We start from the raw sequence: 24217 nt of genomic DNA on the forward strand, positions 1-24217 counted from the left end.
TACGAGATTACCTGATGAAGAACAACCAACCGCTTGCTCAACAGCAGCCGCCCGCCGATGCATTGATTATCGGTGCCGGCTTTGCCGGCCTGGGCACCGCCATTCGCCTGCAACAGCAGGGCATTCGCAACATCACCATTCTGGAGCGATCAGACGATGTTGGAGGCACCTGGCGAGACAATCAGTATCCGGGGGCTGCCTGCGACATCCCCTCCAATCTCTATTCTTTCTCGTTCGCCCAGAACCCGAACTGGTCCCGAAGTTTCTCGGGAAGCCGGGAAATTCTGGAGTACATCCATCACCTGGTGAATCACTTCAACCTTCGGCAATACATCCGGTTCAACCAGAATGTCAGCAACCTGGCCTGGGACCAGAACAAAGGCCTCTGGCAGGCAACGACCACGAATGGAGATGTATTTTCAGGGCGCACCGCCGTGATGGCCCAGGGGCCGCTGTCCAACCCCGGTTGGCCCGGCATCGCCGGCCTGGACGAGTTTGAGGGCAAGAAGATACACAGCGCCGCCTGGGATCATGATTACGACCTCAAGGGCAAACGCATCGCGGTGATCGGCACGGGTGCCAGCGCCATACAGATCGTACCGGAGCTGGCCAAATGCGCCGGCAAGCTGACGGTTTTCCAGCGCACTCCGCCGTGGATTATGCCACGGCCGGACTTCACCACACCGGACTGGAACAAGACGCTGTTCCGCAAAGCGCCCGTGAGTCAGACCGCCGTCCGCAAGGCACTCTATCTGGCCCATGAGTCCATGGCGCTAGCGGTTATCTGGAACTCGCCGCTGACCCGTTTTGCCGAGCGCCTTGGGCGGTGGCACTTGCGCAAACAGGTACCGGACCGCTGGCTACGCCGGCAACTGACCCCGGACTATCGCCTGGGCTGCAAGCGCATTCTGGTATCCAACGACTACTACCCGGCCCTGCAGAAACCGAACACCAAGCTGATCACCTGGCCGATAGACCGGATCAGCCAACACGGAATCCGCACAGTAGAGGGCATCGAGCACCAGTTCGACTGCATTGTGTTTGCCACCGGCTTTGAGGTGAGCAACGCCGGTACACCGTTCCCGATTACCGGCATCGGCGGACGCTCACTGAACGAGGAATGGAAGCGAGGCGCCCAGGCGTACAAGAGCATCAACGTGTCGGGCTATCCCAATCTGTTTTTCACCTTTGGGCCAAACTCCGGGCCAGGCCACAATTCTGCGCTGGTCTACATGGAATCCCAGATGGATTACATCGTCCGGAGCATTCGCACCATCAAGAGCCTCAAGCTCAAAGCCCTGGATGTTCGGCAATCAGCCCAGGACGACCACAACCGAAGCATCCAGAGCCGGCTGGCCAAAACCAACTGGAATTCCGGATGCCAAAGCTGGTACCTCACCGAGGATGGATTCAACGCGACGATGTACCCCGGCTTCGCAACACAATACGCAAAGCAGATGGCCGATCTGGAGCTAAAGGATTACCGCCTGCTGGCAGAAGAGGCCGCGAGCGAGACCGTTTAAGGCCGCCCGACAGCCTCCTGAGCCCGGGTACCCGGATACAACCAGGCTATCAGCAAACTGACCAGGCTCGATGCCAGCAAGGCGCCAAGGAATGGCGCCAGCGTCGGGATGCTGTCCGGAAAGCTCGCCGCCAGAGCTCCTGCGGTGAAGCTCCCCTGGCTCACCCAGCCGGGAAGCACGGCACCGAGCAACCCGGCCAGACCACCAGTCACCGCTGCCAGCGGCGACATACGGCGCCACAATCCCAGCAGCACCGGCACCACAATCGCCGCACACAGCAAGTCTGCAATCAGGAACAGCCGCAGTACTGAGAAGCCCTGAAGCGCCACCCACACCACCGGCACCATCAGTATCACCGTCGCCCAGCGGGCAGCACGCACTGACAGGCCACGTCGTCCGGAACTGGCCACCGCCATGGAAGCAATAGCGTTCTGCAAGGTATCGACACTGGAGGCCACCAGCGTCACCGCCAGAACCAGCGCTGGCAGAGCAAGCCAGGCCGGGGCGGCGGAAAGTAATGCGAAGAATGGAATGGGAGGCTCGCCCAGCGGTAAACCATGCATGGCCGCCAGCATCCCCAGACTACCAATGGCCATCACCACCAGAAACGTGCTGATGCCACCCAACACCGCGCCGCGCCCAAGGGCACTATCCGTTTCAGCTGCCCACACCCGCTGCCAATAGCCCTGGTGAAACAGGTTGGCGGCGGTCACCGCAATCACCAGAGTGAGCGCCACAGACAGCGCACTGCCAACAGGCACAGAAGGCATGACCGCCTCCGCTGGCATGGAGGGCAACCAGTACCAGGCAACACCACCCACAAGCAGCAACAAGGCCAACAACAACCAGGCCTGCCAACGGTCTGTGGCCAGGCTTGCCCTCAAACCACCAACAGAGGTATAGATCAGCGTGACCAGCGCCACACCGAGAATCACCAACGCAGGTGGTATATCGGAGAGCAGCGCGGCAATGGCGCCAATAGCGGTGAGTTCCGCCGCCAGGAAACACGCCATGTAGGCCACTGAAACCAACGACACCCAGCGTCGTACCCCGGCGCCATAGCAAGCCTCGGCAAACTCGCCGATACTGCGGCCTGCCGGTAAGCGCTTACGGATGGCAGGGCCATAGAACCCCAGCACCAGAAACGGCAACGCGGAGCCGACCGCATAACCCGCCAGCGCCACAGGCCCCACAAACGCACCAATTTCCGGTGGTGCAAAAAGAATCCACGCCCCCATGCCCGAAGCCAGGAACGATAGCCCGATGGCCTGTGCACTCTGAGAGTTTCGAGCGGTGACATAGTCATCCAGCAGACCGTCCGCCCGTCTTGCGCGTAGACCAAGAACCGCAAAACCAAGGAGTGCCGCGCTGAGCACGGCAACCGTTAGATAGAACAAGTCGCACTTCCTCCGCCGGTATTAACCGGATCAGGTTCCGGGGTCGGCACTTGGCCCACTCACTGGCGCATGGCTTTGAGCGCATCCGCCCACTTGGCCAGCTCCGCCAGCATACTGCCCCCCGAACTGGTGTGGTGGTCTGCCGGCTGGAATCTGCGATTATCATCCAGCAGTTCCCAGGGCATCTGCACCATCACGCTCTCAACCATGGGCATCATCTTCACCGTCGTAACCAGTTGTTTGGCCATCTGCGCGGAACGCAGGCCGCCGGAAACACCTCCATAACTGACAAAGGCACAGGGCTTGTAATTCCACTCGTTGTACACATAGTTGATCGCGTTCATGAAGGAGGGTGGCGGGCAGAAGTTGTATTCGGGAATCACGAACACGTAGGCGTCCGCCTTGGCGACGCTCTCAGACCAGGCCTTGGTGTGGTCGTGCTGGTACTTCTGCTGGCGGGGGTGGTTAGGTTCGTCATAAACCGGCAGGTTAAACTCCGCCAGGTCAACCAGTTCGCTGGAAAAACTGCCCTGCTCATTGGCAAAACCGTTAAACCATTCGGCAATAGATGGGCCAACACGGCCAGGGCGGGTGCTGCAGATGATCGTTTGTAGCTTGAGAGGCATACCGGATTTCCTTCTTCAGTCATTGTTCAGTTTTGCTGATACGCCGGGATTCTTATCGCCCTTTTTCGTCCGAAAGACGGCGGTCAACCCATCGATGGTAGAGTCGAGCAAGCGCGGGACGAATGACCGGCAAACCAATTACCCAGGCCAACGGCTTCAGCACCAACACTCGGGACATCAGCAGGATATACGCATCCAACTCCCGATGGATATTGCCCTCACCGTCTTTGACGTGAAGCTCTCTCAGAGCCTTGTCCGGGTCTATACCCTGCTGCCGCAGCTCTTCGTCACGGCCGGTGATATCCAGCCACTCTACGGACTCACCGGTCCGCCCGGCCAGCTTCTCATACCAGCGGCGATCCTTGATACAGGCAGGGCAGGAACCGTCATAGAATACCAACAATTTGTCCTGGGCATGCGTCATAACGCCTCCCTTTTGTTAAAACTATGGCAACGCCCGGGGCTCACGCCCCTTACTTTCGTTCCGAGGTGAGCTGGAACAGAAACCCGTCCAAATCCCTCACCTCCTCCAGACAAAGGCTATGTTCCATACCATAGCAGTAATACTCCGGCTCATACCCGAGATCCTGAAGCTTTCGCTGCGCCGCCAGCCCCAGGTGCTCTGCCACAATCGGATCAAATCGGCCGTGCCCGATAAAGATCGGCAGTTTCCGATTGGCGTCGCTTAATCGAATGGAGTCCGCAGTGGCAAAGTAGGTAGACAAGGCAAACAGGCCGCCCAGCCGCTCCGGGTAACTCAACGCCAGCTCATAGGCCACCGCGCCACCCTGGGAAAAACCACCCAGAATGATGTTCTCGCTGGTGATGCCCCGCTCCCGTTCCTGCTGGATAAGCTCAGCCACCATCCCGGCAGAAGCGCGCAGTTGCGTAGTATCCACCTTACGGTCCACATCCATGGCCAAGATGTCGTACCAGGCAGGCATGACCATGCCGCCGTTGATGGTTACTGGCAACTCCGGTGCGTGCGGAAAGATAAAGCGAACGGGCTGCTCCCGGGAGAAACGAAACTCCGGAACAACGGGTTCGAAATCATGGCCGCTGGCGCCCAGGCCATGCAGCCAGATGATGGTGGTTTGGGGGTTCTCGCCGGTATCAATTTGCAAGGTATTCAGGGCTGTCATCGGGCCTCCGGAAGTCAGGTGAAGTCCGGCGACTTTAACACTTTCCCGGTCAGCGAGCCCAAAGATCCTTCCGGACGCTCACCCACAGCTTACGAAACTCGACAGCGGCCGGGCTATTTGGCGCCAACAGTTCCAGCGGCTGGCCCTCCTCTCCCATCCGCTCAACCACACTGGCATAAGGAACAGCTGCGTTTACCGGGGCGCCAAGCAACTCAGCAGGCTGAGCCAGTATCTCCCGATGCAGGTTCTTGCGCCGGTCCACCATCGAGAAAAACGGCCGCAGTTTCTTGTTACCCAACTTCTTGTCTTTCACAAACTCCCGTAACTGGTTCCAGCTGTTGAGTGACAACCAGGTAGGCACCACCGGTACATAGACTTTGTCGGCCATTTCCAGAACCTGTTCGGTCAGGCGCGAGAGCGTGGGCGGGCAGTCCAGAACCACCAGACTGGTGTCTTCAGACAACGGCGCCAGTAGGTCTTTCAGGACGTTGTGTCCTTCGTCGTGTTCATGCTTGATATCGAAGTTACGGAAGCTGCTATGGGCGGGGATAAAGTCTAGATTGGGGTATACGTCTTCATGGATGAAGCGGGCGATGGGAGATTTGCCTTCCAGCAGCTTGGAGAGTTTGCGGCCTTTGACCACTTCCGCACCCGCCAGGTAAAAACTGGCAGCCCCTTGCGGGTCGAGATCCCAAAGCAATGTGCGGATGTTCTCGCGGCTGGCCAGGTAGGCCATATTGACGGCCGCTGCGGTTTTACCCACGCCACCTTTGGGGCTGTAGAAGGCAATAATTCTCATGACGGGGGCTCCTGCCGTGTCTGGTGTCAGAAAACACTACAGGATAACAGCCACCCGCCAGGCTTCTATGAAGCTTTTATGACAGAGCAATAGCTGGAACGGGGGTGTCGCGAGTATGAAGGGCTTTCGTAAAACCACGCTCACGCGGCTTTGCGGAAGCCCTCCATCCGCACAGTTTTGTCCCGATTGCGCTTGTACTTGGTTTTGTCTTCAACCACGCGCATCTGGTACTTTGGTGTTCTCAGTTCCCGTTGCACAGCGCTGTGCTGTGTGGCTTTCGCCTTTTTTCTGGCCATCTCGGTTTCTCCTTTGTTGGCCTACATTCAATCTTCACTATTATATCACGTTCCCAAATTCCAAGAGCGTAAGCAATGACACTCACGGTGTGGCTCACATTTCTGGTCGCAGCGGCCCTGACAGCGCCAGGCGTCCTGGAAAGACCTTTTGCTCATAGGTAGTTCTGTGTAATTGTGCGGCCACCGCGATTGCCGTCAAATACTCCGACATTAACCAGGGAGCCACTAACGTGCTGATTGCTTCTCTCGCCATTCTTGCCGGTCTCGCCCTTCTGGTCTGGAGCGCGGATCGTTTTGTGGAAGGCTCGGCTGCGACGGCTGGTCATTTCGGCATGCCGCCTCTATTGATTGGTATGGTGGTAGTTGGCTTTGGTACGTCTGCACCTGAAATGGTGGTTTCAGCCTTGGCTGCAAGCCAGGGAAATCCGGGTCTGGCGTTGGGTAACGCTTATGGCTCCAATATCACCAACATCGCCCTGATACTGGGGATTACTGCATTGCTTGCGCCCATCGCCGTGCACTCTCAGGTCATGCGCAAGGAATTGCCAATTCTGGCTCTTGTTACCCTTGCGGCGGCCTGGCTGCTGTTTGATGGTGAACTCAGCCGGCTGGATGCAGCCGGCCTGCTGGTGCTGTTTGCGCTGTTGCTGGGATGGAGCATCTGGTCTGGCATGAGAAAAAACGATGATGCCTTCGCCACTGAAATGGATGCCGAGCTTGCCGCTCATCCCATGCCCATTCGCAAGGCAATTCTCTGGCTGGTGGTGGGGCTTCTCCTGCTGATTATCAGTTCCCGCATCCTGGTCTGGGGAGCCGTCGACCTGGCTACCCGCTTCGGCGTCAGTGACCTGGTCATTGGCCTGACCATTGTTGCGATCGGCACGTCGCTACCGGAACTCGCTTCCTCCATCATTGCGGCCCGCAAAGGTGAGCACGACCTGGCACTGGGTAACATTCTGGGCTCCAACCTGTTCAACACTCTGGCGGTGGTGGGCATTGCCGGTACCATTGCACCCATGGCCGTGGCGGACGAGGTATTGATGCGTGACATTCCCGTGATGGTAGGCCTCACCCTTGCCCTGTTTGTACTTGGTTACGGTTTTCGAGGCCCCGGGCGTATCAACCGGCTGGAAGGCGCCGGATTGCTGGCCGTCTTTATTGGTTACACGGTCTATCTGTTAACCACCGCCTTTTAAGACAACAACTCGGGGGTCAGCAACCATTTACTGACGCCCGGATACTGCGTCAGATCCAGCACAAACTCCTGCCCCCGTGCCGCGCACTTCAGGCGACAGTATTCCGGGGAGCCATCCGGGCGCCAGCGCTCCGGTTTTTGGTGATAGCTCAGCGGCACGCTATCGGCTCCTGGCATGAAAGCCGCCGGCAACCGCCAGTCAGTCACGTTTGCCGCTCCCGCCGCCGTCAATCGATGCTGATCCGATGGAACAGTCACCACCCCGGCGGCGGGCAAGTCCCCATTCAGACCTGGAATCTGCAGTCTGTCACCACTGACATACAGGCAGTTGTGAGCGGATCGTGTGCCGTGCAGATGCGGGTGGTAGGCCGCCCATTCCGGCATGGGCGCCGCCTCGTAAACTGGCCAGACTTGCCCCACCTGCAACCAGCCCCAAATGGCGTGAAACGGCCGGCTTTGCGGCACAAAGCGCCAGCGCCGGCGATACCGCTCCACCTGCCGGAACAAAGCAAAGAACAGAAACAGATCGCCGGGCCCCACACCGTGGTTGGCCAGATGAGCCTGGGCCGAGCCGTGCTGACCGAGTACCGGGCGCCAGCCTGGCAGCCGGGAATAGGCACCCTCGATCAGATCCGGGTCCAGGTGGGCGCCTGTTCGAGAGAAGCCAGAGCGGCCGGTTAGCTGGGATACCAGGGGGCCAATGCTTTGGCCATCGTGCTGAATCTGGCTATACCGGATAGGCGACTGACCATCCGGTATCGGAAGTGCCAGAGCACGTCCGTCCGGAAACACAGGGTTCGGGCAACCACCGGCAGAACTGTCGAAGCCTTTGCGGCTCAGGATAAGTTTCATAGCGGCACATTATTATCGAAAGCCACACCAACAAAAAGGGCCTGCCAGATGTCTCTGGCAGGCCCTTTTTTGATTACCACATTGGCAGACATTAACGGACTGCGTCGACAACCTCATCCACCTGCAGGCGAACACTCTGCAGGCCACCACCTGAGAGGTACCAAAGGCCCGGGTTCAGAACCACCACCCTGGTCGAGGCGCCGGCCTGGTTCAGAGCAGATTGCAAAGCCTGCGGCGCCAGCGGTTCACCACCAATAGCGGCACTACGATCGACCACCAGCAGGGTATCCGGCGCCATCTCAGCCAGAATGTCTGCTGTCACCGGGTAGAAGGTGCGTTCGCCTCGCGTGACCGGTTGTACAGCATCCGGAACGGTGGCGGAGGTCAGTTCCAGCAGCTCATAAACAACGGGCTCGCTGCGCAAGGACAGATTACCGTCGTTGTGGGTAACCACTGTCACGGTTCTGCCTGCAGGCACGGCAGCTTTCTGTTCAGCCACATGCTGCCAGAGTGCATCCAGTTTGATACCGGCGTCCGCCTCCAGGCCGTAGTAACCGGCCAGGCTGGTGACCCGTGCACTCACTACTTCGCGATAATCACCTTCGGGGAGGGTGACATCCCGCACCGGGGCCAGCCGGGCCACTTCCACCTGCAACTCTGCCCCTTGGCGAGCGGTCATCAGCACCAGCCCCGGGGTCAGTTGGCCTATCAGTTCCTGGTCTGGCAGTTTCAGACTACCGGCGTCAGGCAGCCTGGCCTGCATGCTCTCCAGGTAATCCGGCAGGCCCTGATGGGGCAACGCAAGAATCTGGTCATCCACACCCAACTCAAGAAGGGTGTCCAATGCGCCGTGGTCGTAGCTGATGACCGTGGGGCCATTAGCATTGCCACTTGCCGCACAACCCGCCAGAGCAAGGGCAGCAACAGTCGCAGTCAGTATCGTTACAGGGTTGGTCATGGTCGTTCCTGAAATCTATTGGCCTTGAATTCCTGCAAGGTATTCAAACCCAGGGCGTTATGGGAATGGTTATCAATTTCAGGAAAGTTACCACAGGCCCGTACTTCAAGTACCGGCATGATGCGTTCCGGTTTCCGGAACAACCGGAGGCTTAGCCAACTCCCGGAGCCATTCATCCGGCACGTTTGCTCGCAGGTGAGCCATGAACGCCCTCACCCTTCTGGGCAAATGACCGTGAGGATACAGCAGGGTGACTGGCAGCACCGGCCCTCGCCACTCAGGCAGGCACAGTCTGAATTGCCCCGGGTGAGCTTCCAGCCGGCGCTCGGCCAACCAGTGAGGAATCAACCCCAGGCCTCGGCCAGCCGCTATGGCATCGCCCTGAACACACGACTGATCAACGGTAAACGTCCGTACAGGCATGGCGAGTGGGTAGGTTCCCAGCTTGGGATGACGCAAAACCAGACCCGGCCCAGTGCCTCCAAGCAGGTCAACCCACTGGTGGCCATCAAGCTCGCCGGGAGACGCCGGCACGCCATACCGCTCGAAATAGTCCGGGCTGCCATAGATACCCTGGCTAAGGCTCCCCAAATGCTCCTGTCTCAGGGTGGTTTCTCCAACCTCTCCGAGCCATAAACAAACGCCATCTTCCAGCTCACCGGGAACCGTCTGCTGGGTACCAATAGCCACCCGCACATCGCCATGCTGTTCGAGAAACGATCGCACCACACCGGAAAACCAACCACGCACAAAAGCTTCATGGCACCGGAGCTCCAGTGTTCCGCTGACATCCTCCTTCAATTCATCCAGCGCCTCCCGGCCCTGGGACACCAATTCAAGAATCTCAACGCTGTAACGGTAGAACACGCGCCCCGCCTCGTTAGGCACAATGCGCCGGGACTGCCTCAGCAACAGTGGCTGCCCTACGGCTTGTTCCAGCTGGCGAACTTTCCGGCTGAGCGTTGATTTCGGCAGCCCCAGGTCTCTGGTACTGGCCGTCAGGCTGCCTGTTCGCACCACTGAGACAAATGCTTCCAGCTCTGAGAGATCGTACATCTTCTCGTTCCACATTCTGAAACCTACCGTCCCAATTTATCACTTTAAAAATGTAATGCGAACCATTATCATTAATTTCCAGCTTGCTTTGCAAACTATCTTTTGTCCGGAGCCGCAGCACAATGAGCCAACACCCGCCGATGAAACGCCGTCTCACAGCTGCAATCGCCATACTTGGCGCCCTGGCCCTGGGCCCGGCCAACGCAGAGTCGCGCAGCGTGGACACGGCCTATGGCGCAGTCACCATCGACGGTCAACCACAGAGAGCGGTCACACTTTACGAAGGTGCTCTGGACCCTGCCCTGGCGGTAGGCGCCAATGCAGTAGGCGCTGTGATCACCCGAGGCGGCAATGACGTGGCCGAATACATCAAGCCACGGGCCGGTGACATTGCCATCGTGGGCGCCCCGGCGGAAACCAATATTGAAGCCGTGATTGCAGCCCGGCCGGATATCATCCTGGCGCCCGCGCAAACCAACCAGCAGCAGTATCAACTGCTGTCCCGAATTGCCCCGGTGGTGGTGTCGAACGTTCCTATGTTCCAGGCAGACAGCTGGGAACAGGAAACCCGGCTATTTGGCCGGGCACTGGGGCGCGAGGAAGCCGCTGAAAACGCCATTGAAGACGTCAAAGCCCGCATTGCCGAAGTCGCCGCTCTGGTAGAAAGAACGGTGCCTGAGGATCAACGGGATGCCACGCTTGTGCGCTGGATGCCGCAAGGCCCGCTGGTGATGGCAGAGGGGCTGTTTTCCGCCACGCTGCTGCAGGCGGTCGGTTTTGAGGTTACCGATAACGGCCTGGTGAGCGACGGCCGCCCCCACAGCCAACCCCTGAGCCTGGAAAATCTGGCCCGCATGGATCAGAACTGGGTGTTCCTGGCCACCCTGAATGCCGATGGCCAGCAGGCACTGGAAGCCGCCCGCCAGACACCGGCCTTCAGCCGCCTGAAAGCCAGCGGCCAGAACCAGGTGGTCGCCGTTAACGGTCAGCTCTGGAGCAGCGCCAGCGGCCCCTTGGCCGCCAAAGCCATTCTTGACGATATTGAGGCGGCGCTGGCCAAGCTTGCACCGTGAACGCCCCGCTGACTGCCCCGGCAAACCCGCGAAACGTTGTTGCGTCTCGCTCCTTACTCCTGCCGCTGGTTGCGGCAGGGCTTTTTCTGTTGCCGGTAATCATTGGCAGCCTGATTTACGGCGCCGGCCCGGTAACCCCTCGGGAGGCTCTCGCTGCACTGGCTGGCACGGGTTCTGATGAGGCCTGGTTTGTCATCCGTGAACTGCGCCTGCCGCGAACCCTGATTGGCCTGGCCACCGGCCTGGCTCTGGGCATTGCCGGTGCCCTGCTACAAGCCATGACCCGTAACCCCCTGGCCGAACCGGGGCTGCTTGGCGTCAGCGCCGGTGCGGGATTTGCCGTGGCCGTTGCCATCCTGTTCGGCGCCAGCACGGCCACACTCACTACCCTGATTGCCCAGGTCGGTGCACTTGCAGGTTGCTCTCTGGTGATTGCCGCCACCCGTGTGCAGGGGCTGGGCAACGATCCGGTTCGGCTGGTACTGGCAGGGGCAACCCTGAGCGGCTTGTTGCTGGCACTCACCTCCATGCTGATGCTGATGGATCAACGGGCAGCAGACGAAATCCGCTTCTGGATTACCGGCAGCATTGCCGGCAAATCCCTGGCAACCTTTCAGGCCACCCTGCCCTCTCTGATCATTGCACTGGCGCTGGTCGTCGTGGTGGCCAGACCGCTGGCTGCCATGGCACTGGGTGAACGTGCAGCCGTGGGGCTTGGCCACCATCCCGGCCGCATCCGTTTTTTGATCACCGTTACCGTTGCCCTGCTGGTCGGCGCTGCCACGGCTCTGGCCGGGCCGCTGATCTTTGTCGGCCTGGTGGTGCCGTTTATCGCCCGCGCCTTTTCCGGGCCCGACATCCGAAAAACCCTATGGCTGTGCCTGCCCATCGGCCCCGCTGTGGTGCTGGCAGCCGATGTGGTTTCCCGTTTGATGGCGGCACCGGCGGAAATGCCTCTGGGTGTGGTTACCGCCCTGATCGGCGCCCCGGTGCTGCTGGCGATTGTTCGCGCCGGCCGGATGCCTTCACTGTGATGCACAGAAACGCGCTCACCATGCCCGACTCCCGCACGTTGGTTGCCAACGCCGTTCTTCTGTTGCTGGTCGCCGCGGCCGTGATTATTTCGCTGTCCATGGGTACGGTGCAGATTGCGCCGGCTGAAGTCATCCGCGCTCTGATCGGCACCACCGAAGATCCTATGGCGGCCTTTGTGATTAACGAACTGAGGTTGAGCCGAGTTGTGGCGGGCATGCTCAGTGGCGCAGCACTGGCCCTGGCTGGCTGCCTGATGCAAACCCTGGCTCGCAACCGGTTGGCCACGCCCGGCATCATTGGTATCGACAATGCAGCCACCGCCTTTGCTGTGGCATCCGTGGTGGGTACCGGCATAGCGATCGCGCCTTCTGCCATGGCATTGGCTGGCGCCGCCACTGCCACCGCCCTGGCTTTTGGCCTGGCCGGGGCCAATGGCACCCGAGGCTATCGCTTTATTGTCGCCGGCCTCGGCATCGGCGCCATTGCCGGCGCCGTCACCCAGGTCATGCTCAGCCAGGTAGCCATAGACGACGCCAATGCCGCGTACCCCTGGACGGTGGGCAGCCTGAATGCCCGCTCCGGTGCCAGTGTTCAGGTTCTGGCCCTGGGGCTGGCCGCCAGTTGCCTGGTAATGGTGGCCATTGTCCGTGCACTGAACACCCTTCAGTTCTCAGACCCCGTCGCCATTGCTCTGGGCACTCGCCTGCGCCGCACCCGAGTAGTTGGCCTGGGCCTGTCGGTCTTGCTGACCGGGCTGGCCGTGTCGGTGTGCGGCCCGGTTGGCCTGGTGGCACTGTTAGCACCGGAACTGGCCCGCACCGTTTGCCGGCCAGGCAGGATTCCACTGACGGCTGCCGCCCTGGCCGGAGCCGCTTTTATGGTGATCGCCGACTTGCTTGGCCGAACCCTGTTCTCGCCCCTGGAGATTCCGGTGGGCATTATTACCGCCATTGTCGGCAGCCCTTACCTTCTCTGGATTCTACTGAGACCTTCAACACGGAGCCTGACATGAGCCATTCCAATACGGCCACTCTGGCCGCCGACCGGATAACCCTGGCGCACCGGCGTTTTACCGTGGCAGAGAATCTGAGCCTGACGCTGCCATCCGCCAGAGTCACTGCCATTGTCGGCCCGAATGGCTGCGGCAAATCCACCCTGCTGAACGGCCTGGCCCGAATCCATGCCCCGGCAGCCGGCGCGGTACTGCTGGATGGCAAGGACATTCACCGGCTCCCCTCGAAAGACGTTGCCCGCAAACTGGCCCTGCTGCCCCAGGAAAATACCGCGCCAGAAGGCCTGACCGTCGGAGATCTGGTGCGCTTTGGCCGCCAGCCCCACCAGGGTTGGATGAAGCAGTGGTCACAGGAAGATCAGCAAGCCTTTGACCGGGCGGTGCAGGCGGCTGACGTAAAGGGCCTGGTCAACCGGGCGCTGGATACCCTCTCTGGAGGCCAACGCCAACGAGCCTGGATTGCCATGGCGGTGGCCCAGCAAACGCCACTTCTGCTGCTGGACGAACCCACCTCGGCACTGGATCTGGGGCACCAGATTGAAGTGTTCGAGCTTATCCGGAACCTGAGGGAGCAGGGTAAAACCATCGCCATGGTGGTCCATGACCTGGCCAGTGCCTGTCGTTATGCCGACCACATGGTCGCCATGAAAGACGGCAAGATTATCGAGGAGGGCAGCCCGGCAGAGATTGTCTCGCCGGAGCTGGTTCAGGAACTCTACGGTGTAAGCTGCGAGCTGCTGCACGATCCGGCCACAGGCAGCCCGCTGCTGGTCAATGTCCGGCGCAACAACCGCCAGCTCGCCTGATGCTCAGGCCGCTTGTTCTGCGGCCTTTTCCCGGGCTACGGCTGCCGGCGCTCCTAATGACAACAAAACCGCACCCACCGAACAGGCCAGCATACTCAGGGTAATAGGCAGCAGAGCCTCGCCACCATAGGCCGACGACAAGGCACTGATCGCACCGGCCAAAGTGAACTGGGACGCCCCCAGCATGGCCGCGGCCGTACCCCCCATGTGGGGAAAGAATTCAAGGGCGTTGGCCATATTGTTCGGCACAATCCCACCCTGGCAACCTACCGCCGCGATAATAAATCCGGCTACCGCCCACAAGGGCCCATCCAGCAACACCACTGATACCAGACCCACTAGCATCACGAACTGGATGATGACCTGCACCCTTAACAGCACCACGGAAGAAAAGGTGCGCAGCAGAGGCCGGTTAATCAGGTTGAGCGCTGCCATCACTCCGATATTGGCGGCAAACAGAACGGAGAACGTGCTGTTCGACAGCCCGAACCACTCCTGATAGATAAACGAAGAATGGGTGATAAACAGCATCATGCTGCTGAAACACATCACCTGGATGCCGACAAAACGCATGGTCGTGCGATGCTTGAGCACCAGCACATAGTTGGTCACCAGGGTTTTGACCGGCGTGGTTGCCCGTGGCCGGGGTTTGAGCCGAGGAAACAAAGCCAGTTGCAGGACCACGGCCAGGAAGAACGCGTAGGCCGCCAGAAATACGTAGATCCAGTGCCAGTCACCCAGCGCAAGCATCAGGGCGCCAAGAGACGGAGCCGCCGCAGGGGCAATAAACATGATCAGCCCGATCAATCCGAACAGTCTGGCTGCTTCCTGGCCACCCACCTGGTCCCTCACGATAGCGGGCACCGACACCGCACAGAATGCGCCGCCAATACCCTGGACCACCCGCCAGGCAATCATGCTGGACAGGTTATCCGCCAGCGCTATCATCAGGCTGGCCAGAGCAAACACCGCCAGTCCGATAAACAGGATGTTGCGGCGGCCATAACGGTCAGACAACGGCCCGCCCACCAGTTGGGCCATGCCCAGAGTTGCCACATAGGCGCTCAGCGTTAGGCCTACATCGGCATGGGGAATGGCAAAATCCCGGGCAATGGCCGGGAACGCGGGCAGGTAGGCATCCAGGGCCAGGGGCCCAAGTGCGACAGTCATACCAAGCAGAAGTGCAAGCTGAAAATGCGACAAGATCTACCTCCAGAGACAAGGTAGATAGCTAACAATATTTATGGCCGCCTGGCAATCAGCGCTTTCCGAAAGCCGCTTAATTCAGCACACACTCATGGCTATAGGTCTGGCTCAGTTCCCGGCGCCGCTGCCGCAGACTGTTGCCCCGATCGTTGCCGTAACCGGCGCGAAGTCTCGCCTGTAAACGGTCCAGTTGCTTGCGGTACTGCTCGCACTGCCGAGTACGGGCTTCCTCCGCCTGCTGAGATTTGGCGTAACGATTCTTGCTGTTAGGCGAGAGTAGCTGGTCCAGCTCTTTGCGGTTCCGGGTTACCCGGTCAGACTGCCGGATATTCTCTGCCATCGGCATGGTGGTAGTCGGCCGCACCTGCACCCGATGGTGCTCGTCCAGCATCGGCGGCGTATCGGAAAAGTGAATGGAGCCGTTGGCATCGGTCCAGCGATAGATTTCCGCCTGAGCCGGCAGCGAGAGGAAAAGACATAGGCAAAACGGCAGGGCCTTGATCCTTGGCATAGGTTCACATCCTGTGAAGTTGTTGGTGCTCGAGTGTGCCGGTGCCAGGCAGAAACCTGACACCGGGTCAGACTATAACCGATGACGAACGGTTTTGCAGGAACCGTGTCACCGGTCCAGCAGCTCGATCCAATGCTGAACGGGCACGTCTGAGCGGGACTCCAGATGCAGCTGGCAACCGATATTGGCGGTTACAATTCGTACTGGATCATCAATGGTCAACGCTTCCAGCTTGTTACTCAGCAGTTTCTGGCTCATCTCCGGCTGGGTGATCGAATAGGTTCCCGCCGAACCACAGCACAGGTGCTTGTCTTTCGTGGCGGCCAGGTCAATGCCGGCACGGGTCAGCACCTGCTCCACCACGCCGTTCTGCTTCATGGCGTGCTGCAGGGTACACGGGCAATGGAAGGCCACTTTTCCCGCCTGGGTACTGGCTTTCAGGGGCTCCAGATCCTCCTTCAGCATAAAGGCGCCCAGATCGGTGCACAGTTCGCTCACTTTCCGGGCCTTGTTGGCGTAGACCGGGTCGTCCCTGAGCAGATGGCCGTAATCCTGTACCATGGCTCCGCAGCCGGACGCTGTCATCACGATGGCTTCCGCCCCCGCCTCGATGGCCGGCCACCAGGCATCGATGTTTCGGCGCATCTGCTCCAGGCCGCGCTCGTGCTCAGACAGGTGGTAATTCACCGCGCCACAACAGCCAGCCTGGGGCGCTTCCACCAGGGTAATGCCGAGTTTATCCAGTACCCGGGCTGTCGCCGCATTGGTGTTGGGGGCCGCCGAGGGCTGCACGCATCCGGCAAGCCCCAGCACAATGCGGTTGTGGCTTGAAGCTGGCCAGGGGCTGGCCTGCCGGCGCGGCGGCACCTTGGTGCGGAGCTTTTCCGGCAGCATCGGCCGGAATGCCTGCCCGGCCCTCAGCAGCAAGCCGAACAACCGGCGATGGGGTAACACCCGGGTGAGCGCCCAGCGCAGCCATTTTTCTTTCGGCTTGCGGGGCAGCTCCTCTTCCAGCAAGCCACGGCTGATATCCACCAGACGACCATACTGGACACCTGAGGGGCACGTCGTCTCGCAGCTGCGGCAAGTCAGGCAGCGGTCCAGGTGCTCCCGGGTCTTCTCTGTCACTTCCCCGCCTTCCAGAAACATCTTCATCAGATAGATCCGGCCACGGGGGCCGTCTCGCTCGTCGTTCAGTTCCTGATAGGTGGGGCAGGTTGCGGTGCAAAAACCGCAGTGCACACAGGCCCGGAGGATCTCTTCCGCCTCCTGGCCTTCGGATGTATTGGCAAATTGCTGAACCAGATTCGTTTGCATGATTACAACCAACTATAAAGGCGGCCGGGATTAAACAGGCCGTCGGGGTCAAACGAGTTTTTTACGCGGCGCTGGATGGTTTTCAGCGCTTCTGGTGGCGATTGCATCACCTCACCCTGGCGGTCGCCGCCGCGGAACAGGCTGACCTGGCCACCCGCTGACCGCGCCAGCTTTTCCATGTCGGCAAGCGAGGCGTCACCCCGATACCAGCGCTGGCCACCCACCCAATCCATCAGCCAGGGGCCGGGCAGATCAGCGGCGGGCGCAGTTGATCCCACTGAAAAACGCCAGAGGGGTGCCTCGGCATCGGAGAAGAACCCATGCTGCATATCCCGGATCTGCTGCCAGAAGCGGTCACCGTCGTCCAATACATCGCCAGACCATTTGTCGGCGGTGGCCTCAACAGCCGAACGTGCGCCAGACAAACGCAGGTACACCTTGCCATCCACCCAGCAGGCGCCGGTGATGGGCTTAGGCTCGCCGGCCCGGCGGTTCATGTAGTCGATCACCTCATCCATGGCCATATCCTGAACCAGGGTGACGGACGCCGCCGGTTTCGGCATCACTTTCAGGCTGATCTCGGTGATTAAGCCCAGGGTGCCCATTGCGCCAGCCTGCAACCGGGACACATCATAACCGGCCACGTTCTTCATCACCTGGCCACCAAAACGGAGGTGTTCACCCTTGCCGTTCAGCAGCCGAATGCCCAGCACCTGATCCCTCACCGATCCTGTCCAGGGGCGGGCGGGGCCAGACAGGTTACAGGCAAGCGTGCCGCCAATGGTGGATGACTCAGTGAAACGAGGCGGTTCAAAGTGCAGACATTGGCCTTCTGCCGCCAGCGCTTCTTCAATATCTTTAAGGGGTGTGCCGGCCCGCACCGTCAGCACCAGCTCAACCGGGTGATACTCCACAATGCCCGTGTGGCCGGCCAGGCTCAGGGTGTCGGCGTCTGCGCTTGGCTCACGGCCCATGAACGCCTTGCTGCCACCGCCAACAATATTCAGCTTGTTTCCGTTCTGCCGGGCCTGAAGCACCTGCTCCTGCAGTTGTTGAATCTGATCAGCCATGGCTGGCACCCGCCTGTTCGTGGTTGTGTTGCTTATGTTCGATAGAGCGATATTCCTGACAGAACCGCAGCGTCGGCACGCCCTTGCCGGGATTCAGGATGCCGGTGGGGTCGAAGGCGGCCTTTACATCGTGGAACTGCTGCAATTCTTCGTCGTTGAACTGCACGGCCATCTGGCGGATTTTCTCCACACCCACGCCATGTTCGCCGGTTATGCAGCCGCCCACTTCCACACACAGAGACAGGATGGCGCTGCCGAAAGCCTCGGCACTCTCGAACTCACCGGGCACATTGGCATCAAACAGAATCAACGGGTGCAAGTTGCCGTCGCCGGCGTGGAACACATTGGCCACCCGCAGGCCAAACCGCTCGGACATGCTCTCCATTTCCAGAAGCACCTTGGCCAGGTGTCGGCGCGGAATGGTGCCGTCCATACAGTAATAGTCAGGCGAGATTCGACCAACCGCCGGAAACGCCGATTTACGGCCTTTCCACAACAGCGCACGCTCCGCCTCGCTGGAGGACGTGCGGATGGAGGTAGCGCCCAGTTTCCGGAACACCGCTTCTGCCTCGGCAATGTGTTCGTGCACTTCTTCTTCGGTGCCATCCACCTCGCACAGCAGCAAGGCCTTGGCGTCTCTCGGGTAGCCCGCCTGGCAAAAATCATCAGCAGCAATAATGGCGTGGCCATCCATCATTTCCAGACCACCGGGAATGATGCCATGGGCGATGACACCACCGACCGCATCGCCAGCTTTCTCAACACTGTCGAAACCGGCCATGATCACCTGCGCCACTTCCGGCTTGGGTAACAGTTTGACCTTCACCTCCGTGACCACACCCAGAAGCCCTTCGGAGCCGGTCAGCAGTGCCAGCAAGTCCATACCACAGCTGTCGAGCCCGTCGCTGCCCACTGTTACCCGGTCACCTTCGGCCGTGACGATTTCGACACTCAGCAGGTTATGGACGGTCAGCCCGTACTTCAGGCAGTGCACGCCGCCAGAGTTCTCCGCCACATTACCGCCAATGGTGCAGGCAATCTGGGATGACGGGTCCGGCCCGTAATACAGGCCGAACTGGGCGGCCTCTTCGCTGATGGCCAGGTTCCGCACGCCCGGTTGCAGCCGGGCCGTCCGGGCCAGCGGGTCAACTTCCAGAATACGGTTAAACTTGGCCAGAGACAGCACCACGCCCTCTTTGTGGGGCATGGCTCCTGCGCACAAACCTGTACCGGCGCCGCGGGCCACCACGGGCACGCCCTGTTCGTGGCAGATTCGCATGACCCGCTGCACCTGCTGTACGGTCTCTGGCAGCACCACCAGCATGGGCATTTCCCGGTACATGGCCAGGCCATCGCACTCATAGGGTTTGAGGGTTTCGTCATCGGTAATGACAAACTCCGGGTCGATAAAGGCCCGGAACTGTTCAGCCAATTCCGTTTTAGTTAACCCCGATTTGGTGGCATGTGATGTGGTTGTCATAACTTTCTCTGATTGTTATTGGCGCTGTTGTTCAAAGTAGTCGATACCCGCCTGGGCACAATCCATGTCCTGTTGCGGGGTGCCTGAACTCAGACCAATCCCGCCAACCACCTCGCCATTCACCAGCACTGGCAAGCCCCCGCCCACCGTGCTTAAACGGCCACCCACTTCGGTATGAATACCGAAAGCCAGATTGCCCGGCACGTTGGCCGCGTTGTATTCGTGGGTGGCTTTGCGGGCGGCGGCGGCCGTAAAGGCTTTGTCCTGGGCGATAATGACACTGGTGGTTTTGCCACCGTCCATGCGTTCAAACGCCACCAGGTTGCCGGATTCGTCCACCACCGCTATACACATGGGAACACCGATGTCGCGGGCCTTTTCGCTAGCGCCTTTGATCAGGAGCCGGGCATCTTCAAGATCCAGGCGATGGATGGTTAACATGGCTTCAACCTCGCTGACGTACAATTTCAGAATCTACAAACCTCAGAATACTCGCCATCAGCGCAGAGATCGTCTATCGTTTTAGCAACTGGTCCTACCAGTTTGTTAAATCCCGAAACATGGAATAATTCGTAACCTCCCGCCATTCATGAAGTTTGGCGGCACAGGCAGCCTCAGCAAAAACGGATCCGTACAACCCGAAACTGGTCAGACCAGCAATAAGATCATGGGCATATCCAAAGAAATTTCCTACAAGCTTGAGCACCTGATTCTGGAAGGCGGCCTGGCGCCAGGGCAGAAGATCCCGTCGGAACGGCAGCTCTCAACCAAACTTGGGGTATCCCGATCGGTGGTGCGCGAGGCACTGCATGAGCTGCAGGCCCGGGGCGTCATTGAAACCCGCCACGGCAAGGGCTCGTTTGTTGCCAGTATCGTGCCGGAATCCGGTGTGCAGGGCGCCAATAGCCCGTTAATGTATCTCTATCAGGGCCACACCCGTACCCTCTATGACCTGCTGGAAGTGCGCGAGCAACTGGAAGGCCAGGCCGCTTTTCTGGCCGCACAGCGAGCCACCAATCTTGACCGGCACCGGCTGACCCGGGCATTCCGCGCGCTGGAAAGCACAGACCCGCTGAGCAACGCCCGACCGGACCACGGCTTTCACCATGCCATTGTGGAGGCCTCCCACAACCCGATCCTGGTGCACATCCTGAGCGGCTTGAAAAACATGATGCTGCTGACCGTTCAGGCCTCGGTGTCCAACCTGAACCCGAAAGAAGACATGCGCCGGAAAATCATGGGCCAGCACCGGCAGCTCTACGAGGCCATCATGGCCGGTAAACCTGACCAGGCACGCAAAGTGGCCACCGCCCACGTTCGTTTTGTGCGGCAAACCATGAAAGAAATGGAGAAAGAAGGCGATGAATTGCTGCGCATCCCCGCCCCGGAAGATCTCGCCGATCTGCTGAACGATTCAGGCTCACCGTGAGGTGTAAAATTGTTTGCATTGATCATTGATTAGGCCAGAATGACCAACAGGCAAGTGCTTCGATTTTCACCAAAATCCAACAAAGCGGTATTGATTTCCACGGCAACAGTCCGTAAAACATGCGCCTTTGTATGACAGCCCCAGGAGTCACCCCATGGCGGAATCAGCGCCTCTGATTTGCAGGGACATCCACAAGACCTTTGACAAACTCGAAGTCCTAAAGGGCATTTCTCTGGAAACCCGCAAAGGCGACGTGGTCTCGCTGATCGGCAGTTCCGGCTCCGGCAAGAGTACCTTTCTGCGTTGCATCAACCTGCTCGAAACCCCGACATCCGGCGACATTATCGTGCACGGTGACCCAATCCGGTTCAAAAACAACCGCAAGGGCGAGCGAATTCCGGCAGACAATCGCCAGGTGGAGCTGATCCGCGCGCGGCTGTCCATGGTTTTCCAAAGCTTCAACCTGTGGTCCCACATGACGGTGCTGGAAAACATCATTGAAGCGCCGATCAACGTCCTCAAAATCCCGAAAAAAGAGGCCATTGAGCGGGCTGAGGCCTACCTTAATAAGGTGGGCATCTACGAACGCAAGGATTACTACCCGGCCCAGATGTCTGGCGGCCAGCAGCAGCGTGCAGCCATCGCCCGCGCCCTGGCTATGGAGCCGGAGGTCATGCTGTTTGATGAGCCCACGTCTGCTCTCGATCCGGAGTTGGTGGGTGAGGTTTTGAAGGTTATGCAGAGTCTGGCCGAGGAAGGCCGTACCATGATTGTGGTCACCCACGAGATGGCGTTTGCAAGGGATGTGTCAACTCAGGTCCTGTTCTTGCATCAGGGCGTGATTGAGGAGCAGGGTTCACCGGACAAGGTCTTTGACCATCCGGAATCCGAACGCATGAAGCAATTTCTTGCTCCCAAGTTCTGAACTCCGGTGCTATCTTGAAACCGGAAACGGAATAGAAACTTCCATAAAGAATAAAGCCATAACGGCAACTTACTGGAGAAGTGACACATGAAAAAACTGATTGTTGCAGCAAGCTGTGCCCTGGCCATGATCGCCGGCACCGCTCAGTCTCAGGACCGGAACCTGCGCATCGCATTCGATATCCCCTACGAGCCGTTCGAATACCGCGACGAGAACGGCGAGCTGACCGGTTTCGAAGTGGAACTGGCTACCGCCATGTGTGAAGAACTGAACGCCAACTGTGAGTTCGTCATCCAGGCGTGGGACGGCATGATCCCGGGCCTGCTGGCCCGTAAGTTCGACCTGATCATGTCATCCATGTCAATCACCCCTGAGCGCGCCGAGCGTGTACTGTTCTCCGAGCCGTACTACATCACTCCAGGCGGCTGGTTCGGCCCTGAATCGTTCAACACCGACGTAACCGACATGGACGCCATGAAGGGCAAGAACATCGGTGTACAGCGTGGCACCACCATGGACACCTACGTAACCGAAAACATGGGCGGCGTGGTTTCCATCAAGCGTTACACCACCGCTGAAGACATGGTTCTGGACCTGGAAGGCCAGCGTCTGGACGCCGTCTTTGTGGACTACCCGGTGGGCGAGCAAACCATCCTTAACCGCGAAGGTTACAAGGAAGTCGGCGAGTCAGTAAAACTCGGTGACGGTGTGGGCGTTGCCATGCGCAAGCGTGACACCCAGCTGGCCGAAGATATCAATGCCGCGCTCAAGAAGCTGAAAGAAGATGGTACTTATGATGCCATCATGGAGAAGTACTTCAGCTACGACATCAAGATTTAAAAAGACCCCGGGAGCAGCCTGTTGGCTGCTCCCCGCTTTCCGGAACTTCCCATGCTTGATCTGAAAGGCTACGGCCCGGCCCTCGCAGAGGGGGCGGTGGTCACCATTGAACTGGCCTTCCTCTCGCTCGCTCTCGCAGTCACCCTGGGGTTGCTTGGCGCCTCGGCCAAACTCTCTGGCAACCGGGTACTGACCGGCGTGGCAACCGCTTACACCACCCTGATTCGCGGCGTGCCCGATCTGGTGATGATGCTGTTGTTCTACTATGGCGGCCAGGTGGCGGTGAACGCGCTATCCGATTATTTATGGGAAACCCGGCAAATCGACTTTTTCTTCCAGTTCGATCCGTTCATCTCTGGCGTGGTGACCATCGGGCTGATCTTTGGTGCCTATATGACGGAAACCTTCCGGGGCGCTTTTCTGGCGGTAGACACCGGCCAGATCGAGGCCGCCAAGGCCTACGGCTTTTCTCGCTGGCACACCTTCCGGCGGGTGATGATTCCGCAGATGCTGCGCCATGCCCTGCCTGGTATCGGCAATAACTGGCAGGTGCTGCTGAAGACCACTGCTCTGGTGTCGATCATCGGCCTGACCGATATGGTGCGGGTGGCGGAAGAAGCCGCCAAGGCTGAGCGTATGCCGTTCCACTTCTTTATCCCGGTGGCGGCGGTTTATCTGGCACTGACGGCGGGCTCTGAGTTGTTCATCAAGTGGCTCGACAAGCGGGCCAATGTCGGCGTGGTTCGGGGGAATTGAGGATGCCTGATTTCATTGCCGAATGGTTGAACACGAACGATATCTTCAATGCCATGACCATGGTGGAATACTGGGATGGCATGGTGACCACCGTGCAGCTGGTGTTTCTGTCGCTGGTGATTGGCCTGGTGGTTGCAGTTCCCCTGGCGATTCTGCGTACGGTGCGCAATCCGTTTGTGTCTGGCCCAATCTGGCTGTACACCTATTTGTTCCGGGGCACGCCGCTGCTGATTCAGCTATACATTATCTATTACGGGGTGGCGCAGATTCCGGGCATCCATGAGACGTTCTGGTGGACCATTTTCCGGGAGCCTTTCTACCCTGCCCTGTTGGCGTTTACGTTGAATACGGCGGCCTATACCACGGAGATTATCCGGGGGGCGATTGTGGCGACGCCCAATGGCGAGATTGAGGCGGCCAAGGCCTATGGCATGAACTGGCTGTTGCGGATGCGGCGGATTATTCTGCCCAATGCGGCGCGGCGGGCGGTGCAGGCTTACTCGAATGAGGTGATTTTTATGCTTCATGCGAGTGCGATTGCCAGTGTGGTGACGATTGTGGATTTGACGGGGGCGGCGCGAAACATTTATTCGCGGTTTTATGCTCCTTTTGAGGCGTTTATTTTTGTGGCGCTTTGCTACATGGCTTTGACGTTTATGCTGGTGTTCGTTTTCCGCAAACTGGAAAACCATCTTTTGCGGCATCAGAGGCCTATAAACTCCTGAGTTGTTGCTTTTGGTGCACGGCCAGCCGGCGGGACTGGCTTTCGGTTTTGGTGCCAGGCCAGCTGGCAGGATCTGCTTTCCGGGAAACGCTACGAGCACATCCATGTGCGCTTCTTTCAGGCCGTCCCTGGCCTTCAAGATTCCCGGAAAGCAGATCCTGCCATCTGTCCCCGAACTCTGAGAGGGCT

General features: G+C 59.2%; 26 protein-coding genes. 11 read left to right on the forward strand and 15 right to left on the reverse strand.

Translation table 11 applies throughout. The annotated features are described in order from the left end of the window. Positions 1–14 precede the first annotated feature (14 nt). Complete coding sequence (locus QUE75_RS16325) at positions 15–1523, forward strand: flavin-containing monooxygenase (RefSeq protein WP_286251807.1); 1509 nt, start codon at positions 15–17, stop codon at positions 1521–1523. On the opposite strand, the gene QUE75_RS16330 is transcribed toward QUE75_RS16325, so the two are convergent. The 6 genes from QUE75_RS16330 to QUE75_RS16355 all read right to left on the reverse strand — a co-directional run bounded on the left by QUE75_RS16330 (position 1520) and on the right by QUE75_RS16355 (position 5783). Then, positions 1520–2920: an SLC5/6 family protein gene (locus tag QUE75_RS16330; protein WP_286251808.1), complete on the reverse strand. Its 1401-nt coding sequence runs from the start codon at positions 2918–2920 to the stop codon at positions 1520–1522. The genes QUE75_RS16325 and QUE75_RS16330 overlap by 4 nt on opposite strands. 59 nt (positions 2921–2979) lie before the next feature. Further along, positions 2980–3546 carry an NADPH-dependent FMN reductase gene (locus QUE75_RS16335; RefSeq protein WP_058090471.1) on the reverse strand — a complete coding sequence of 189 codons (567 nt, stop codon included), beginning with the start codon at positions 3544–3546 and terminating at the stop codon, positions 2980–2982. Between the two features lie 52 nt (positions 3547–3598). After that, positions 3599–3970 carry a thiol-disulfide oxidoreductase DCC family protein gene (locus tag QUE75_RS16340; RefSeq protein WP_106694103.1) on the reverse strand — a complete coding sequence of 124 codons (372 nt, stop codon included), beginning with the start codon at positions 3968–3970 and terminating at the stop codon, positions 3599–3601. Positions 3971–4019: 49 nt separating this feature from the next. Then, positions 4020–4688, reverse strand: coding sequence for an alpha/beta hydrolase (locus QUE75_RS16345; RefSeq protein WP_286251809.1), 669 nt, complete (start codon positions 4686–4688; stop codon positions 4020–4022). A gap of 49 nt (positions 4689–4737) precedes the next feature. Continuing rightward, positions 4738–5487 (reverse strand): ParA family protein, encoded by a 750-nt coding sequence (locus QUE75_RS16350; RefSeq protein ID WP_286251810.1) that lies wholly within the window; start codon positions 5485–5487, stop codon positions 4738–4740. A gap of 140 nt (positions 5488–5627) precedes the next feature. Then, a complete protein-coding gene (locus tag QUE75_RS16355; RefSeq protein WP_167392879.1) occupies positions 5628–5783 on the reverse strand; it encodes a hypothetical protein in 156 nt (51 codons plus the stop codon). 230 nt (positions 5784–6013) lie between these two features. On the opposite strand from QUE75_RS16355, the gene QUE75_RS16360 reads away from it, so the two are divergent. Next, the gene (locus QUE75_RS16360; RefSeq protein WP_286251811.1) at positions 6014–6979 is read left to right on the forward strand and encodes a calcium/sodium antiporter; all 966 of its coding nucleotides are present in this window, start codon (positions 6014–6016) and stop codon (positions 6977–6979) included. Here QUE75_RS16360 and QUE75_RS16365 read toward each other — a convergent pair. From QUE75_RS16365 to QUE75_RS16375, 3 genes are all read right to left on the reverse strand, one after another. Further along, positions 6976–7830 (reverse strand): Nmad3 family putative nucleotide modification protein, encoded by an 855-nt coding sequence (locus QUE75_RS16365; RefSeq protein ID WP_286251812.1) that lies wholly within the window; start codon positions 7828–7830, stop codon positions 6976–6978. The genes QUE75_RS16360 and QUE75_RS16365 overlap by 4 nt on opposite strands. Before the next feature lie 91 nt (positions 7831–7921). Beyond that, entirely contained in the window at positions 7922–8788 is an 867-nt protein-coding gene (locus tag QUE75_RS16370; RefSeq protein ID WP_286251813.1) for an ABC transporter substrate-binding protein, read from the reverse strand. A 105-nt stretch (positions 8789–8893) separates the two neighbouring features. Then, positions 8894–9859, reverse strand: a complete 966-nt coding sequence (locus tag QUE75_RS16375; RefSeq protein WP_286251815.1) for a LysR family transcriptional regulator — start codon at positions 9857–9859, stop codon at positions 8894–8896. A gap of 107 nt (positions 9860–9966) precedes the next feature. Here QUE75_RS16375 and QUE75_RS16380 point away from each other — a divergent pair, with 107 nt between their 5' ends. The 4 genes from QUE75_RS16380 to QUE75_RS16395 all read left to right on the forward strand — a co-directional run bounded on the left by QUE75_RS16380 (position 9967) and on the right by QUE75_RS16395 (position 13770). After that, on the forward strand, positions 9967–10917 hold the full coding sequence (locus QUE75_RS16380) for an ABC transporter substrate-binding protein (RefSeq protein ID WP_286251817.1): 951 nt from the start codon (positions 9967–9969) through the stop codon (positions 10915–10917). A gap of 89 nt (positions 10918–11006) precedes the next feature. Then, positions 11007–11951 carry a FecCD family ABC transporter permease gene (locus tag QUE75_RS16385; protein ID WP_286251818.1) on the forward strand — a complete coding sequence of 315 codons (945 nt, stop codon included), beginning with the start codon at positions 11007–11009 and terminating at the stop codon, positions 11949–11951. Next, complete coding sequence (locus QUE75_RS16390; RefSeq protein WP_286255724.1) at positions 11951–12964, forward strand: FecCD family ABC transporter permease; 1014 nt, start codon at positions 11951–11953, stop codon at positions 12962–12964. The genes QUE75_RS16385 and QUE75_RS16390 overlap by 1 nt, the downstream gene beginning before the upstream one ends. Beyond that, positions 12961–13770, forward strand: coding sequence for an ABC transporter ATP-binding protein (locus QUE75_RS16395; RefSeq protein WP_286251820.1), 810 nt, complete (start codon positions 12961–12963; stop codon positions 13768–13770). Before QUE75_RS16390 ends, QUE75_RS16395 begins: the two co-directional genes overlap by 4 nt. Positions 13771–13773: 3 nt before the next feature. Here the strand turns inward: QUE75_RS16395 and QUE75_RS16400 are convergent, their stop codons facing one another. The 6 genes from QUE75_RS16400 to QUE75_RS16425 all read right to left on the reverse strand — a co-directional run bounded on the left by QUE75_RS16400 (position 13774) and on the right by QUE75_RS16425 (position 19795). Then, positions 13774–14973 carry a multidrug effflux MFS transporter gene (locus QUE75_RS16400; RefSeq protein WP_138435726.1) on the reverse strand — a complete coding sequence of 400 codons (1200 nt, stop codon included), beginning with the start codon at positions 14971–14973 and terminating at the stop codon, positions 13774–13776. Between the two features lie 76 nt (positions 14974–15049). Further along, the gene (locus tag QUE75_RS16405) at positions 15050–15487 is read right to left on the reverse strand and encodes a DUF4124 domain-containing protein (RefSeq protein WP_208622803.1); all 438 of its coding nucleotides are present in this window, start codon (positions 15485–15487) and stop codon (positions 15050–15052) included. Positions 15488–15595: 108 nt separating this feature from the next. After that, positions 15596–16804: a glycolate oxidase subunit GlcF gene (glcF, locus tag QUE75_RS16410; RefSeq protein ID WP_286251827.1), complete on the reverse strand. Its 1209-nt coding sequence runs from the start codon at positions 16802–16804 to the stop codon at positions 15596–15598. 2 nt (positions 16805–16806) lie between these two features. Then, positions 16807–17874 (reverse strand): glycolate oxidase subunit GlcE, encoded by a 1068-nt coding sequence (gene glcE / locus QUE75_RS16415; protein ID WP_286251829.1) that lies wholly within the window; start codon positions 17872–17874, stop codon positions 16807–16809. Then, on the reverse strand, positions 17867–19354 hold the full coding sequence (locus QUE75_RS16420; RefSeq protein ID WP_061330593.1) for an FAD-linked oxidase C-terminal domain-containing protein: 1488 nt from the start codon (positions 19352–19354) through the stop codon (positions 17867–17869). Before QUE75_RS16420 ends, glcE begins: the two co-directional genes overlap by 8 nt. 15 nt (positions 19355–19369) lie before the next feature. After that, entirely contained in the window at positions 19370–19795 is a 426-nt protein-coding gene (locus QUE75_RS16425; protein WP_058090460.1) for a GlcG/HbpS family heme-binding protein, read from the reverse strand. 226 nt (positions 19796–20021) lie between these two features. Between QUE75_RS16425 and QUE75_RS16430 the strand changes: the two genes are divergently transcribed. The 5 genes from QUE75_RS16430 (at position 20022) to QUE75_RS16450 (ending at position 24029) form a co-directional block, all read left to right on the forward strand. After that, positions 20022–20783 (forward strand): FCD domain-containing protein, encoded by a 762-nt coding sequence (locus tag QUE75_RS16430; protein ID WP_072678128.1) that lies wholly within the window; start codon positions 20022–20024, stop codon positions 20781–20783. Positions 20784–20937: 154 nt separating this feature from the next. Beyond that, positions 20938–21708, forward strand: a complete 771-nt coding sequence (locus QUE75_RS16435) for an ABC transporter ATP-binding protein (protein WP_061330594.1) — start codon at positions 20938–20940, stop codon at positions 21706–21708. 87 nt (positions 21709–21795) lie between these two features. Continuing rightward, positions 21796–22548 carry a transporter substrate-binding domain-containing protein gene (locus tag QUE75_RS16440; protein ID WP_286251836.1) on the forward strand — a complete coding sequence of 251 codons (753 nt, stop codon included), beginning with the start codon at positions 21796–21798 and terminating at the stop codon, positions 22546–22548. A 51-nt stretch (positions 22549–22599) separates the two neighbouring features. Then, a complete protein-coding gene (locus QUE75_RS16445; protein ID WP_106694115.1) occupies positions 22600–23304 on the forward strand; it encodes an ABC transporter permease in 705 nt (234 codons plus the stop codon). Between the two features lie 2 nt (positions 23305–23306). Beyond that, positions 23307–24029 carry an ABC transporter permease gene (locus QUE75_RS16450; protein WP_286251839.1) on the forward strand — a complete coding sequence of 241 codons (723 nt, stop codon included), beginning with the start codon at positions 23307–23309 and terminating at the stop codon, positions 24027–24029. Positions 24030–24217 lie beyond the last annotated feature (188 nt).

The organism is Marinobacter shengliensis (genome assembly GCF_030297115.1).
Lineage (GTDB): Bacteria > Pseudomonadota > Gammaproteobacteria > Pseudomonadales > Oleiphilaceae > Marinobacter > Marinobacter shengliensis.